This window comes from Rhodococcus sp. NBC_00297 (assembly GCF_036173065.1).
GTDB lineage: Bacteria > Actinomycetota > Actinomycetes > Mycobacteriales > Mycobacteriaceae > Rhodococcoides.
In genome coordinates, this window is sequence record NZ_CP108042.1 from 99,433 (window position 1) to 113,444 (window position 14,012).

Here is a 14,012-nt window from a genome sequence, read left to right on the forward strand (position 1 = left end):
GACTCGCCGCCCACCGAAGACATCCCCGACCGGAAGGTCCCCATGACGACCACGTTTCGCCCTCGCCTGGAACCCGATCTCGGTCTCGACACGGACGTCGGCGTCGAAGTCGCCGTGCGGATGCTCCCTCGCGGGGTGCGCTGGTTGATCGCCGACGTCGACTACGCAGCGCTGGCGGAGCGCATCGCCGCAGGCGATGAGGACGAGCCGGCCGCATGGACGCGCACGGGGATCGGTCTGGCGCGCTGGCGTAACGCCGGCGGCAGAGCTTCCGGGGAGGTGACCGGCGATCCGTGGTGGCGCAGTTCCACACGCAGCACCGCCCGCGGTCACATCGGTGCCGGCGGGGGCCGGATGCTCGCCGTCCCCGCTGCCATCGAGTACGAGGCGTCGTCGGTGCAGGTCTGCGGGTTCAACCCGTGGGCGATCGGCGCAGCTGCACCGGCCTCGGGCACCATCGTCGGGCAGCACGACGTCACTGGGGAAGCAGTCTCGTGCGATCCGTTCGCCTATTTCCGCGACAACCACATCGCCAACCCGTCGATGTTCGTGCTTTCTCTTCCCGGACTGGGGAAGTCCTCTTTGATCCGCAAGATCCTGCTCGGTGCGATTGCGTGGGGGCAGACGCCCATCGTCGCCGGCGACATCAAGGCGGAGTACGTCAAGCTCGCGCGTCTCGTCGGCGGTCAGGTCGTCACCCTCGGTCACGGCGGCGGGCACCTCAATCCGCTCGCCGCCGGCACCCTCGGGCAATCCGTCGCCCGCATCCGCCGCGCCCGCGTCGACGCCGCAGCCGCGGGGGACCGCGCCAGGGCGTCGATGCTCGACGAGCTGATCGGCACGGCCGAGCTGACCGTACGGACCCGGCAGGTCAACGCGGTGTGCGCGCTGGTGGAGCTGATCCGCTACGACACCCACTCGGTGAAGGCCTTCGAGAACTCCCTCATCGGCACCGCCCTCGGTGAGCTCTACTCCGACGGCAGTGAGTTCAGCTACCAGCACCCGCCGCTGCTGCGGGACCTCTACGCGCGCATCGACGCCGGATCGGCGGCGATGATGCAGGCGACTTACCAGACCACACGCGAGGGATACCGGGCACAGATCACCGAGCTGATGCAGGCGCTCGGCGCGCTCATCTCCGGCCCACTCGGCGACATCTTCGCCGACCACACCTCCGAACCGCTCGATCTCGACGCCCCCATGATCGTCATCGATGTGTCCTCCCTCGACCGCGGTGACACCACCCTCAAAGCGGCCGTGATGCTCTCCTGCTGGGCCGACGCCTACGGCACCGTGGAGGCGGCACACCTGCTCGCCGACGCCGGCCTCGAGAAGCAACGACTGTTCCTGCTCGCCCTCGACGAGCTGTGGCAGGTCATCGGCGCCGGCCCCGGCATGGTCGCCCGCGTCAACGAGATCTCCCGCCTCAACCGCACCGACGGCGCCGGGCTGCTGATGATCACCCACACCGGCCGCGACCTCGAGACCCTGCCCACCGAAGCCGACATCAAGACCGCCAAAGGGTTCATCGACCGCGCCGGGATGGTCGTGTGCGGCGGGCTGCCCATCGGCGAGGTCGAACGACTCTCCGGCGAACTCAAGTTCACCCCCGCCGAAGCGAGCATGGTGACCTCCTGGTCCCGCGGGGCCGCGCTGCGCTCGGCGGAACGACGCACCGCCCGCGCACCCATCGGGCGGGGAAAGTTTCTGATCAAGGTCGCCAAGGACAACACCCCCGGCATCCCCATCCAGACGGTGTTCACCGACGTCGAGCTCGACACCGGAGTCCACGACACCAACGCCCGCTTCGCGGAGTACTTCCAGGGTGGCCGCGGCGACCTCGCCGCCGCCCACACCGGAACCGGGGACCTGTAGATGCGGCCACGCTACGAGGCGGACGTCCGGAACTGGGCGCTGAGCACCTACCGGTCCTCGCGGCCCAACTACGCCTCCCGCGACCAGTGCGTCACCGCCATCGCCGAACAGATCGGCGCGCACGTCAACACCGTGAACCGGTGGATCAAGACCGAGTTCGGTCCCTCCCGCGCCCCGGCCGCCGACGAGGTCGTGGCGAAGCTGCGGGCCGCCGAGGCGGAGATCGAGCGGCTGCTCGCGGTCAATCGGAGCCTCACCGACCGGCTCGCCGCGGTCTCACCGCGTTCGGTGACCGCCGAGTCGGTCATGAGCGGGGCGCGGCGGTGAGGAAGGGCGGGATCGTCGCCCTCGTCGCGGTCCTCGCGGCGGCACTGTTCGTGGTCCTGTTCGTCACCACCTTGAGCCCATCGGGCGACGATGACTGCCTGCCCTCGGGCACCTCCGTGCCGTCGGCCGGGGGAGTCCCTGCCGGCTCGTTCGCCAAGCCCATGAAGACCGGCGAAGCGCGGCTCACCAGCGGCTTCGGGCCACGGTGGGGAACGCAGCACAACGGCATCGACCTCGCCGGTCCGATCGGAACCCCGATCTACGCCTACGCCGACGGTGTCGTCTCCAAAGCCGGTGCGGCCAATGGGTTCGGGCAGTGGATCGTCCTCGACCACAACATCGGCGGCCAGGTCGTCTCCACCGTCTACGGGCACATGTTCCCCGACGGCGTCCTCGTCACAGTCGGGGACCGGGTCACCGCCGGCCAGCACATCGCGAACGAGGGCAACAACGGCGACACCACCGGAGCGCACCTGCACTTCGAGTACCACCCCGGCGGGTGGGCACTCGGCAACGCCGTCGACCCGGCACCGTTCTACGCCGCAGCCGCCGAGCCCGGTTCCGGTGCAGCCAGTTCCGGGGCACCGGGCAGCTCGCCGTCGACCACCCCGCCGGCCCCGGCCGCACCGGACGTCGCCGTGTCGGCGAGCGGTGCGGAGATGGCAGCACTCCCGGCGGCGGTCGGGTCGGAGGAGCACTTCCAGGTCGACACCGTCCGCGTCGCCCGCGCCGTCCACGCGAAGTTCCCGCAGATCACCACCATCGGCGGGTGGCGGCCGTCGGATCCGATTTCCCAGGATCACCCGTCCGGGCGGGCCGCCGACATCATGATCGACAACTGGTCCTCCGAGGAGGGCAGGGCACTCGGCGATCAGGTGAAGGACTATCTCTGGGCCAACCGCGACGTGTTGCAGATCGAGTACATGATCTGGCGACAGCAGTACATCCCCTCCGACGGCGAACCGAACGTCATGGAGGACAGGGGATCACCGACGCAGAACCACTTCGACCACGTCCACGTCACCACCATCGGCCACGGCCCGCCCGCCCCCGGGCAGAGATACGGCGCCGCACCGGGTGGGGCGGGATCGGCCCCGAAAGCGAACGGCACCTGCACCACCGCACCCGGCGCGGGTATCGGCGACCACGCCGACCTCGCGGCCGGTCAGATCCCACCGGAGTTCGAGAAGTGGCTGCCGCTGTCCGCGGCGCAGTGCCGCGAACTCTCCCCGGCCATCCTCGCCGCACAGCTCGAGCAGGAGTCCGGGTTCCAATCCGGTCTGACCAGTCCTGCCGGGGCGCGCGGCTACACCCAGTTCCTGCCCGGTACCTGGGCGTCCTACGGGTTCCCCGTCGACGACGAGACCGGTGAGGTCACCGGACCCGCCGGAGCCGGAGACCCGGACGACGTGGGGGATGCGGTCATGGCGCAAGGACGCTACAACTGCGCCGTCCTCGACGACCTGCGCCCCGGTATGGAATCCGGTGCCGTCACCGGTGATCCGGTGGAGCTGATGCTCGCCGGCTACAACGCCGGACCCGGAGCAGTGCAGCAGTTCGGCGGCATCCCCCCGTATGCGGAGACGCAGAACTACGTCACCACCATCACCGCCACCGCCGGCGACTACGACCTCGCCCGATGACCCGCCAAGGAGCACCCGTGTTCGACACCCACCACCGCCGACGCCCCACCGCTGCTGCCGTGCTCGCGGCCCTGGCTGTCGTCCTGATCGTCGCCGTCGGCACCGCCGTCGCGCTGTGGGTCACCGGCGACAGTGACGACACCCCCGCCGCCGGGGGCACCGACGCCGGGTTCACCATCGACCCCGTCGGCACCGACCCGGTCGACGTCGCCACCGTCGTCATGGCCGGCGTGTTCACCTGGCAACCGGCAGTTCAGGACTCGACCTGGAACGCCCTGCACACCCAGGTCGGTCACCTCACCGGCCCGATAGCCATCGCCGCAGCACAAGCGCCGTCACCGGCCCCGAAAACCATCTCGGACTGGGCGGCGTGGGCGCGCAACGGCGACACCCTCACCGCCGTCGTGCGGGCCGACGGGGACACCGCTGTCGACGGCGACACCGCCACCGTCCCGATCACCATCGCGCAGACCGTGCAGCACCAGTCCGGGCAGGCCACCCCGTGCACCACCTACACCGCCACGGTGACGCTGAACGACGACGCCGAGGGAGAGTGGAAGGTCAGCGACTACCGGATCATCAGCAGCAGCCTGTGAGGGCTAGTGGGCGGCGTCGAACGCCTCCACGACTGCCGCGGGGATCCGGCCGCGGTCACTGACCTCGTACCCGTTCGCGTTCGCCCACTCCCGGATCGCCCGCGTCTGTTCCGGATCACGCTTCGCAGGCTTCCCGGCGGCAACTGCGGCGTCGATGACAGCGGAGGAATGAGCGCTCCGCTTGCGGCCACCAACCCGCTCGGCGTGCTCGATGTAGTAGTCGAGCTTGCGGTGAAACTCCCTGGCGTTCTTGTCTTTCAGGTCGATCCGGTAGTCGACACCGTTGACGGAGAAGTCGATCGTCTCCCCGGCCCCGTCGGCGATGCCGCTGCCGTCGATGTCATCGGTCAATTCCACGATCTCGCGTTTCGTCACGGCCGAGATCGTAGCCGCCCTTTGATCACCTGAACGCATGAATGCGAAAGGGTGAGGAACTCGAGCGATCGCTGCCCGCAAATACGCGAACATAAACGCTGTCGTGACTCATAGTGCTCGTAGCGTCGCCACCTCACGAGGTAATAATAATTTCACGTCGCGCCGGGCATGCTGCCTGCACGACCGCCCTCGCGAACATCTCGTCTGATCAGTAGCGACATGGCCTATCGTCCTGTGTCGCCACCTGTGCACAAAGCAGTGTGGTTCCATCCCGTCGGGGCGGGCACCCTGTTTCGAGCGTTGTGACGGCGTACGTTTCAAACGTATTGGCCGGTCGACTTCGACGTCTCGATGATGATGCGCCTTAAGCGGGCGACTCTTGAACCTTCAGTCGAGGAGGTCTCATGCTGAGCCCGAAAACGCCATAACGGGCAAAATGCGTCGACAGCTTCTTATCCAGCATTTCCACGTACAGACCGTCGCGGCGCGTACCAGGCCCAGTGGTAGTCGGCGTATTGATCGACCGCCACGCCCGGGCACGGTGAATGATTACTTGATGGTGTTGAGGAACACGGGTGTCACCGTACGGCGGTGGAACAGCCATTGCCCGTCCATAGATCGTTGAAATGTGTCGGCGTAGTCGGCGATCATGACGGGGTCGAGGGGGAGGGGTGCGACGCCGGCGTGGGCATGGAGGGTGAGTACGCAGCTCCCTGTCACTGCCTCCGCCGTGAAGGTGGGGTCGAGGCGTAGGCCGGTGAAGAGGTGGCGGGAGGTCCGTGGCCCGCTGTTTCTGCGGTCGTCGTAGAACCGCTTGATCTGTTCGTGTCCGGTGATGACCCATCCGGACAGGTCGTAGGTGCCGTCGGCGGTGAACAATTCGTGCACCGTGTGCCCGTCCTCATGGTCGATGCGGTAGGCGAATTCGGCAACGAGAGCGTCGATGTCGGATCGGATAGTGGCGAGCGTGGTCATGGATTCTCCAAGTGATGTGACGTCGGTGGCGACGAATCGGGGTCTGCGAGGAGGGTCGGGAGTCGCTCGATCGCGAGCTCGACCATCATGGTCACCAGGGCGAGTGTGGCGTCGAGATCGTCTGCCTCGCTGTCGAGTTGGTGAGAGACGAAGATTCCGTCGAGCAGGATGAGAGCGATGCGGCCCACGGCAGTGGCTGCTGCGGGGCGTCGGGCGGCCGGTATCGCGTCGAGGGACGGTTCGATGGCCGCGATGACGACATCGCGTGCACGTCGGCGCACCGATTCCACGGTGGCTCTGACTGTGGGATTCTCGTCCTGTTCCAGGGCCAAGAGCAGAAACAGGCGTAGGAACACCGGGTCCCCGACGAGAATGCGAGCGGCGGCGTCGAGTCGTTCTGCAGCAGTGGCGTTCTCCTGGTGCGGCAGCGTCTCGACCGAGGTGATCATCGTGTCGGCGACGGTGTGCATGACGGCGTCGAGGAGGCCTTCCTTGTTGCCGAACGCGTGGTAGATCGATCCGCTGTTGACGCCCGCCCTGCGAGCGATCTCCGAAATGCCCGTGCCGGCGTAACCGCGGGTGGAGAACAGGGACGTCGCGGCGTCGATCATGGCTCGACGAGTACGTGCACCGCGAACGCGGCGCCCGTCGGGGGCGTGGCCTTCGTCGTCGTTCGCCATCATGCTCATTTCGGTCAGGTGGACACTCTGCGGATGGGGTTGTCCAAGCGGCCGAGGCCGTTGATCTCCACACTGACCCTATGGCCGTGGCGCGTGAGGTCGATGGAGCGGATGGTCGGGTACCGGTCGGGCAGCACCGGGCGTGCGGCCGTGCCGAAGTGGACGATGTCTCCCGGCGTGAGGGTCATCGTCTGGGACAGGTGTGCGATGACGTCGTGGATGCCGAAGGTGAGGTTGGCGGTGGAGTCCTCGAGGACGAGGTCGTCGTCGAGGTATCCGCGGACGGTGAGGTCGTTCGGTTCGGTGATCTCGTCGGCGGTGACGATCCATGGTCCGATGGGCGCGAAGGTGTCGGTTCCCTTGGATCGGGCGTGGTAGGTGAGGTAGAGGGAGCGGTCGTCGTCGCCGCGCATCGTCCGCCAAGGTTCGTCGACCGTCATGCCCTCGGGCATCACCAACTCGACGCTGTCGTCGGACTTAAGTCCGGGCGAGGTGATGTCGTTGATGATGGTGTAGCCGAAGACGCCCGCCGCAGCGTCCTCGGGTGTCGCGCGTCTGAGGGTGGCGCCGATGACGGCGGCCAGTTCGGGTTCGGGATGCACGAGACCCCACGCGGGGTCGACCTCGATGTGCGTACCGTGCCCGGTCATCGCGCTCGGTGGTGTCAGGAAGTACATGGGAGCGGTCATCTTTCGGGCCGCCAGGTAATTGAAGACATCGTTGTTCAGTGCCACACCGACGATCTTCGACGGGTCCGTCATCGGCGGGAGCCAATCGATGCCGTCGGCGTCGACTATCACCCTCTCGCCGCCCGCATCGATCATTGCCAACAGGTTGCGGCGCTCGACTGCGTTGAAGCCCATGATGGACCGCATGGTCAGACCGCCGCCGTTCGTCGCCGCTTCGACCGACGCGAGCTTCCCGCCGGCGACTTCGACCAGAACACCCTGCTTACCATCGATCATTCCTGTGGCTAACTTCATTATGTTCAGACCCTTCAGCGGTAGATGAATTCACAGAGTGACAGCGAGCGCAGTCGCCACGACGAGGATGGTCACACCAGCAGAGAACAGGAGAACGTTCTGGTCGACGAGGCGGTGTCGCCCGCCGATGGTGACCGTGAGTGGTCGGTAGCCGTTGCTGTCGGCGATCTCACCGCCGTACATCGGCATGGCTAGAACGGAGAGAAAGAATCCGCCCAGAATGATGCCGGTGATGGCACCCGCGATCGCGAACCTCGCCGGCAAGGTAGCAACGGGGACCCAAAGGACTACCAGCGCGAGTACACCGACACCGATGTGTGTCGCGACCTGCCACACCACGTGAAACCGTGCGTGACCGACCCACACGGGGTTGGTCGCGTGCGTCTTGTTCAAATCCGCAGCAGCTGCGACCACAGCGAACGACAAAATACTCACGGTGAACAGAACTTGTGCGAGAACAACCACTCCCACCCCCAAGTTATAATTAACTGATCGCTCAATAACATTGATACATGGAGCATCGCCCTGAAGCAACCCCTGCTGGGAATCCGCCAGATTCGACAACCGCGCCGAGCCCCTCGAATGCAGAAGCCCCCGAGATCGTTGGGGTGATTCAGCCGAGTCGCGGCGACCTGATCAGCAAGTCGATCGGCGTTGCGATGACGCATGCGAGTTCGAAAGTGCATCAGTGAAGTGCGCCTCCTCTAGCCAGAGCCCGTCGCCGGCGAGCTGGCATCAACAGTTCGATCGCCGCCGTCTCCGCGTTCATTTGTCGAATAGGTGGCGCCCAGCGGTTGACGACGTGCGGGCGTACGCCGCATGCGTCCGATGCGGTCGGGTCGTCGACCGCATCGTCGCCGTGGTCGACATTCCCGGTGTGCAGATCATCTTCCGACGCGGTTGCTCCGAACTCGAACGCCATCCGGCGTCGGGAGTGTCCGCACTCCGGGCCAGTTCGAGACCGCGGCGCCCCTACACGACGGGAACGATCGGCATGAGTCACCAAGATGCACCGGAACCCTGACCCAATGGCCGCATCACCAGAAATTGCTTCGCCTGACCATCGCAACTGGCCGGGCAGGCCCTTCCACTCGCATACGCACAGTCCTAGCCGTTGCAGAGTCAGGGGGTAGCCAAGTCGACCGGACCCGGTCGCGGAAAGGTCACGCCCTGAGCACCCGGTTGCGCTGCGAACTGAGATTGACGGTGCACCAGTCTTGGCGCTTCATCAGCCGGCTGGGATTTACAAAAGTACATCCAGTACAGTTACGATCGTGACTATAGCACCAGCTCCAGCAGCGATATCACGTACGCGTCGATGGGGAATACTCGCGGCAGTAACAGCTGGACTACTGATGATCGTGATGGACAACACCATTCTCTATACCGCCTTGCCGACGCTGACCACTGATCTGGGTGCGACCGGGTCGCAGAGTCTGTGGATCATCAACGCTTACCCGGTCGTGATGGCAGGCTTGTTGCTCGGCGCTGGCACTCTCGGTGACCGGGTAGGTCACCGAAACATGTTCTTGATCGGCCTGTCGGTGTTCGCCGCAGCGTCCCTTCTGGCTGCCTTCTCGCCGACTGCGGCGGTGCTGATCGCTGCACGAGCACTGCTGGCGGTGGGGGCCGCGGCCATGATGCCGGCAACGCTCGCGTTGATTGCCTCGACGTTCACGGACGAACGCGAGCGCAACTCCGCATTCGCCATCTGGGGAGCGGCGTCGACGATCGGGATGGCGTCGGGTCCCGTCGTCGGCGGCGCCCTGCTCGAAATGTTCTGGTGGGGCGCGGCATTCCTCATCAACGTACCCATCGCACTCGCAGCGATCGTCGCAACCATCTTGATCGCCCCTGTGAACGATCCCAACCCAGCCAAAAACTGGGATCAGCTCTCTTCACTGTGGGCTCTGATCGGTTTGGTCGGAGCAGTACTCACCATCAAGGAGTCAGCTCACCCTCCTCAAAATTGGACACTGATCACCGTATCGCTGCTTCTGTCTGTCATCGGACTGACGATGTTCGTCCTCCGCCAGAAACGGCTATCGGAGCCACTGTTGGATTTCACCCTCTTTCGAAACAGGGTGTTCACTGCCGGCGTCCTAGGCGCCGGCATTTCCTTGTTCCCAATCGTGGGAATTCAGCTGGTGACAACGCAGCGCTTCCAACTGCTCGAGGGCTTCACCCCGTTGCAGGCCGGCTTGTTGGTCGCAGCCATTGCGGCGGGCAACATACCCGCGACACTTGCGGGAGGAGCACTCCTCCACAGAACCGGTCTCCTACCACTCATCTCCGGCGGGCTTGCCATCGCCGTCGGTGGTGTACTTGTTCTCATGGTCGGCGCAGAATCTACTCTGGCTGTCTTCATCATCGGCCTCGTCGTGACCGGCGTCGGCCTCGGATTCGTCGGCGCAGTGGCGTCCAATGCAATCCTCAGCAACGCCCCATCGCACCGCGCTGGAATGGCATCCTCGGTCGAGGAGGTGTCGTTCGAGTTCGGATCGTTAACCGCCGTCGCGCTCATCGGTAGCCTGGTATCGCTCGTTTACTCGCTCACCATCGAGCTTCCGCTCGGCGCGCCCACATCCGCTCGCGAGAGCCTCGCCGATGCGGTGACCTCATTCGACGCGGTACCGGGTTTGTTCGAAGCTGCCCACGACGCCTATGCCACCGGCTATCTTATCGTCCTCATCGTCATAGCGGTCATCCTCGCATTCGGCGCCCTCATCACCGGGTGGCTATTGCGGCATCATGGTCCAGGAACCGCAGTGACCGCCTCGTTTTCGGAGACAGACACCCACAACACACCGAAAGAGGCACGCACGTGACAGCGCCATGGCGCCGGGCCCGCTGATGCGGCCCAGTAAGCGAGACACAATCCTCGCCGCGGCGATCCGCGTCGTCGAGCTACACGGAGTTGCCGCGGTGACTTACGAATCTGTGGCGGACGAGGCCAGTCTCACCAAAGGTGGGATCCTCTACCACTTCCCGTCTCGCGACTCACTGCTCAGTGCTGTGCAAGAGTTCCTGGCCGCTCACTGGGAGTCCTCGATGCTTGAGGCCGCCGGCACCACATCAGCCGAAACTCTCTCCGAAGGAGAACGCCTGGCCGCGTATGCGCGAATCGCCGCGCACAGTGCAACACGAGCGGAACTGCTCCTTATTCTCGAAGCCGCCACGAACACTGAGCGCAGTGCCCCATGGACCGGAAACGTCAACCGGTGGACTCCCCCGCTCCCTACCTCACTGCCTCCCACCGCGGAGCAAATGAACCTGATCATCGCCCGCCTTGCCGCCGATGGCCTGTGGCTGCACGACACGATCACCGGCTCACCGATGCCGAGCGCACTTCGTGATCACATTGCCGCGCACCTCGCTCACCTCGCCGATCCGGCCACCGACCAGACCGACGACGTTCGCCCGTCGCCGTAGGCGCCTCGAATTCACTGCGCCGAGACACTGCCTGACCGCTTGCGAGGCTGCTCTCGCGTGAAACTCCGACTGGCTGTCGACGTGCGTCACCCGTTGATCACCTGAGGCGCCGAGACCGACTTCAGGCCTTCGACACCGAATTCCAGTCCGTACCCCGACATCTTGACCCCACCGAAGGGAATCATGGGATGCACGCCGCCGTGCGAGTTGATCCACACCGTGCCGGCCTGGATACGCGCCGCGACCGCGCGCGCGGCATCGGCGTCAGCGCTCCACACCGACGACCCCAGCCCGACGTCGAGCGCATTCGCGAGCTCGACCGCCTCGTCGATCGACTCGACACGGATGATGGGCAATGCCGGTCCGAACTGTTCCTCGACCACGAGGGGGTTGTCAGAATCGATGTCCGCCACCAACGTAGCGGGATAGAAGTACCCGGGTCCCTCGGAATCGGGGTCGCCGCCGGTGAGAATTCTCGCACCGGAATCACGTGCGGCATCGACCAGTCGCGAGACGATGTCGTACTGCGCCTTGTTCTGGAGCGGTCCCAATACGTTGTTTTCGTCAAGTCCGCGCCCCATGGGCATGGCCGAGGTTACGTCGGTGAGTGCGCTGCACACGTCGTCGTAGACGTCGGTGTGCACGTAGAGGCGCTTGAGTGCGGCGCAGGTCTGGCCGGTGTTGATGAACGCGCCCCAGAACAAGTCCTGCGCAATGGCTTTCGGGTCGACGTCGGGTAGCACGATACCGGCATCGTTGCCGCCGAGTTCGAGTGTCAGGCGCTTCACCGTATCGGCGGAGCTCTTGATGATGGCCTGACCGGTTCTCGTGGAACCGGTGAACATCAGCTTCGCGATGTCGGGGTGGCCCGCGAGTCGAGCCCCGAGCTCGCCGTCGCCGGCGACCACAGTGAGTACGTCCTGAGGAAGGGCAGTGTTCAGCACGTGCGCCAGTGCCAGCACGCTCAACGGCGTGTACTCCGACGGTTTGACGACGGTGGTGTTGCCCATGCGCAGCGCAGGCGCGATCTGCCAGACGGTGATCATCATCGGCCAGTTCCACGGTCCGATGGCACCGACGACTCCCAGTGGCCGGTAGTGCAGCTCGGCGTGGGTCTCACCATCGTCGATCAGGGTGAGATCGGGTAGGTCGGTCTCCGCGGTGGCGCGCAGCCAGTTCGTGCACGCTCCGACCTCGAAGCGGGCGTTAGGGCCGTTCAGCGGTTTGCCCTGCTCGCGGGAGAGCAACTCCGCGAGCGGTTCTGCGGCCGCGTCGATGGCGTCGGCCGCTGCGAGCAGCATCTCCTTGCGCTGGTCGTCCGTTCGGCCGGCCCATGCAGGCTGAGCAGCCTTCGCGCGCGTGATCGCCTCATCGAGGGTCTCGACGCTGCGGAACGGTGCCCGGCCGACGAGGTCGCCGGTGGCGGGATCGAGAATCTCTCGGCCTCCGGGATCGGTGATGGTGGCGAGGAGATCGTCGTACGTAAGGGTCATGGTGGGTCCTTCGTCAGCGAGGATGGGGCGAGAGGGGTCAGTAACTGGTGCGTTCCGGCGACTCTGTGTGGGTGCCTATGAAACGCTCGGCGAGCGCTTCCGAACCGCGCGCCATCAGGGCGGTGTCCGCGCCCACCAGCAGGAACGCGGCTCCCCGAGCGGCGTACGCGTCGGCCCGCACCGGGTCGAATGCGTTGACGCCGCACGGTTGTCCGGTGCTGTCGACTGCATCGAACGCTCGTGTCACCGCGGCGACGACGTCAGGATGGTTCTGTTGTCCGAGCAGGCCCATCGATGCGGCGAGATCGCTCGGTCCGAGGAACACCCCGTCGATCCCCGGGGTCGATGCGATGTCCGCCGCGTTGTCCACCCCGTCCGCCGTCTCGATCTGAACGAACACCGATACATGGTCGGCGGCCTCGGCGAGATAGTTCTCGATGCGGTTCCAGCGTCCGGAGCGGGCCAGTGCACTACCCACTCCGCGTCGACCGGCCGGCGGGTACTGCGCCGCCGCGGCAACGTCTCGGGCCTGCTCTGCGGTCGAGACCATCGGCACCAGAACGTTCTGAGCACCGAGATCCAGCACTTGTTTGATGACGACAGCGTCACCGGCCGGTACGCGTACCACCGGTGTCACCGGATAGGACGAGACCGCATAGAGTTGCACCAGAACGGATTCGAGTCCGTTGGGTGCGTGTTCCATGTCGATGAGCACCCAGTCGAGACCGGATCCCGCCATGATCTCGGCGGCGACCGGCGAGCCGGTGGTGATCCATCCTCCGTAGAGGGGTCTGTCCGCGGAGGCGAGATGGTGGCGGAACGTGTGGGTCAGGCGAATCGACACGAGATGGTTCCCATCGGTCCGTAGTCGGCGAGGACGGTGTCGCTGGGATATACCCACATGGGCCTGGTGAAGGAGCCGGCGAGCACGATTTCGCCGGCGCCGAGGTGGTCGTCGTGCTGGGCCAGTTTGTTCGCCAGCCATGCCACCCCGGTGGCGGGGTGGTTCAGGACCGCGGCGGCCACTCCGGATTCCTCGATGGTCTCGTTGCGGTAGAGCAGCGCCGAGATCCACCGCATGTCCACTGTGGACGGATTGGTGGGGTTCCCGCCGACGACCATCCCGCCGAGAGCGGCGTTGTCGCTGATGGTGTCGACGATCGTGCGGCCCTCCATCTCGATGCGAGAGCTCAGGATCTCCAGGGCCGGCACCACGTACTCGGTGGCTTTCAGAACGTCGAAGATCGTCGCATTCGGGCCGCGGACAGCCTTGCCGAGGACGAATGCCAACTCCACCTCGATGCGCACGTTCGAGAACTGGCTGTGGTCGATGACGGAACCGTTCTCGAACACCTGGTCGTCGAAGATCGCACCGTAGTCGGGCTCGGTGATGCCGGTGGCGACCTGCATCACCTTGCTGGTCAGCCCGATCTTGCGCCCGACGAGGCGGCGGCCGGATTCGACTGCACGGCGGCGCCATTCGTTCTGCACCGCGTAGGAGTCCTCCACGGTCATCTTCGGGAAGCGCGCGGTCAGTCGCGGAATCATCGTGCGATCGCGCTCGGCACCGGCGAGCTGGTCGGCGATGTCGGTGATCGTCTGGTCGGGAAGCATGCTTTCTCCTGAGGAAGTG

General features: G+C 65.5%; 14 protein-coding genes. 6 read left to right on the forward strand and 8 right to left on the reverse strand.

What is annotated here, in order from left to right; all coding sequences use genetic code 11:
* The first annotated feature begins 42 nt into the window (after nt 1-42).
* Genes OG947_RS22160 through OG947_RS22175 form a run of 4 tightly spaced genes read left to right on the forward strand, consistent with a single transcriptional unit; the run spans nt 43 to nt 4,441 of the window.
* Entirely contained in the window at nt 43-1,875 is a 1,833-nt protein-coding gene (locus OG947_RS22160; RefSeq protein WP_328814294.1) for an ATP/GTP-binding protein, read from the forward strand.
* Nucleotides 1,876-2,202: a transposase gene (locus OG947_RS22165; RefSeq protein ID WP_328814096.1), complete on the forward strand. Its 327-nt coding sequence runs from the start codon at nt 1,876-1,878 to the stop codon at nt 2,200-2,202.
* On the forward strand, nt 2,199-3,845 hold the full coding sequence (locus OG947_RS22170; protein WP_328814098.1) for a peptidoglycan DD-metalloendopeptidase family protein: 1,647 nt from the start codon (nt 2,199-2,201) through the stop codon (nt 3,843-3,845). Before OG947_RS22165 ends, OG947_RS22170 begins: the two co-directional genes overlap by 4 nt.
* 17 nt (nt 3,846-3,862) lie before the next feature.
* A complete protein-coding gene (locus OG947_RS22175; protein WP_328814099.1) occupies nt 3,863-4,441 on the forward strand; it encodes a hypothetical protein in 579 nt (192 codons plus the stop codon).
* A gap of 3 nt (nt 4,442-4,444) precedes the next feature.
* Here the strand turns inward: OG947_RS22175 and OG947_RS22180 are convergent, their stop codons facing one another.
* The 5 genes from OG947_RS22180 to OG947_RS22200 form a co-directional block, all read right to left on the reverse strand.
* Nucleotides 4,445-4,816 (reverse strand): histone-like nucleoid-structuring protein Lsr2, encoded by a 372-nt coding sequence (locus tag OG947_RS22180; RefSeq protein ID WP_328814100.1) that lies wholly within the window; start codon nt 4,814-4,816, stop codon nt 4,445-4,447.
* A 549-nt stretch (nt 4,817-5,365) separates the two neighbouring features.
* Entirely contained in the window at nt 5,366-5,791 is a 426-nt protein-coding gene (locus OG947_RS22185) for a nuclear transport factor 2 family protein (RefSeq protein ID WP_328814101.1), read from the reverse strand.
* Nucleotides 5,788-6,474, reverse strand: coding sequence for a TetR/AcrR family transcriptional regulator (locus OG947_RS22190; protein ID WP_328814102.1), 687 nt, complete (start codon nt 6,472-6,474; stop codon nt 5,788-5,790). Before OG947_RS22190 ends, OG947_RS22185 begins: the two co-directional genes overlap by 4 nt.
* Before the next feature lie 11 nt (nt 6,475-6,485).
* Nucleotides 6,486-7,436 (reverse strand): fumarylacetoacetate hydrolase family protein, encoded by a 951-nt coding sequence (locus OG947_RS22195; RefSeq protein WP_328814103.1) that lies wholly within the window; start codon nt 7,434-7,436, stop codon nt 6,486-6,488.
* 48 nt (nt 7,437-7,484) lie between these two features.
* Nucleotides 7,485-7,919, reverse strand: a complete 435-nt coding sequence (locus OG947_RS22200) for a hypothetical protein (protein ID WP_328814104.1) — start codon at nt 7,917-7,919, stop codon at nt 7,485-7,487.
* 890 nt (nt 7,920-8,809) lie between these two features.
* On the opposite strand from OG947_RS22200, the gene OG947_RS22205 reads away from it, so the two are divergent.
* Together OG947_RS22205 and OG947_RS22210 are read left to right on the forward strand one after the other, a co-directional pair.
* Nucleotides 8,810-10,282 carry an MFS transporter gene (locus tag OG947_RS22205; RefSeq protein WP_328814105.1) on the forward strand — a complete coding sequence of 491 codons (1,473 nt, stop codon included), beginning with the start codon at nt 8,810-8,812 and terminating at the stop codon, nt 10,280-10,282.
* Nucleotides 10,283-10,379: 97 nt separating this feature from the next.
* Nucleotides 10,380-10,886 (forward strand): TetR/AcrR family transcriptional regulator, encoded by a 507-nt coding sequence (locus tag OG947_RS22210; RefSeq protein WP_328814106.1) that lies wholly within the window; start codon nt 10,380-10,382, stop codon nt 10,884-10,886.
* 86 nt (nt 10,887-10,972) lie between these two features.
* Here the strand turns inward: OG947_RS22210 and OG947_RS22215 are convergent, their stop codons facing one another.
* From OG947_RS22215 to hpaH, 3 genes are read right to left on the reverse strand one after another with little or no spacing between them, the layout of a single operon-like run.
* A complete protein-coding gene (locus tag OG947_RS22215) occupies nt 10,973-12,379 on the reverse strand; it encodes an aldehyde dehydrogenase family protein (protein WP_328814107.1) in 1,407 nt (468 codons plus the stop codon).
* A 37-nt stretch (nt 12,380-12,416) separates the two neighbouring features.
* Nucleotides 12,417-13,223 carry an HpcH/HpaI aldolase family protein gene (locus tag OG947_RS22220; RefSeq protein ID WP_328814108.1) on the reverse strand — a complete coding sequence of 269 codons (807 nt, stop codon included), beginning with the start codon at nt 13,221-13,223 and terminating at the stop codon, nt 12,417-12,419.
* Nucleotides 13,208-13,993, reverse strand: a complete 786-nt coding sequence (hpaH, locus tag OG947_RS22225) for a 2-oxo-hept-4-ene-1,7-dioate hydratase (protein ID WP_328814109.1) — start codon at nt 13,991-13,993, stop codon at nt 13,208-13,210. The genes OG947_RS22220 and hpaH overlap by 16 nt, the downstream gene beginning before the upstream one ends.
* Between the last annotated feature and the right edge of the window lie 19 nt (nt 13,994-14,012).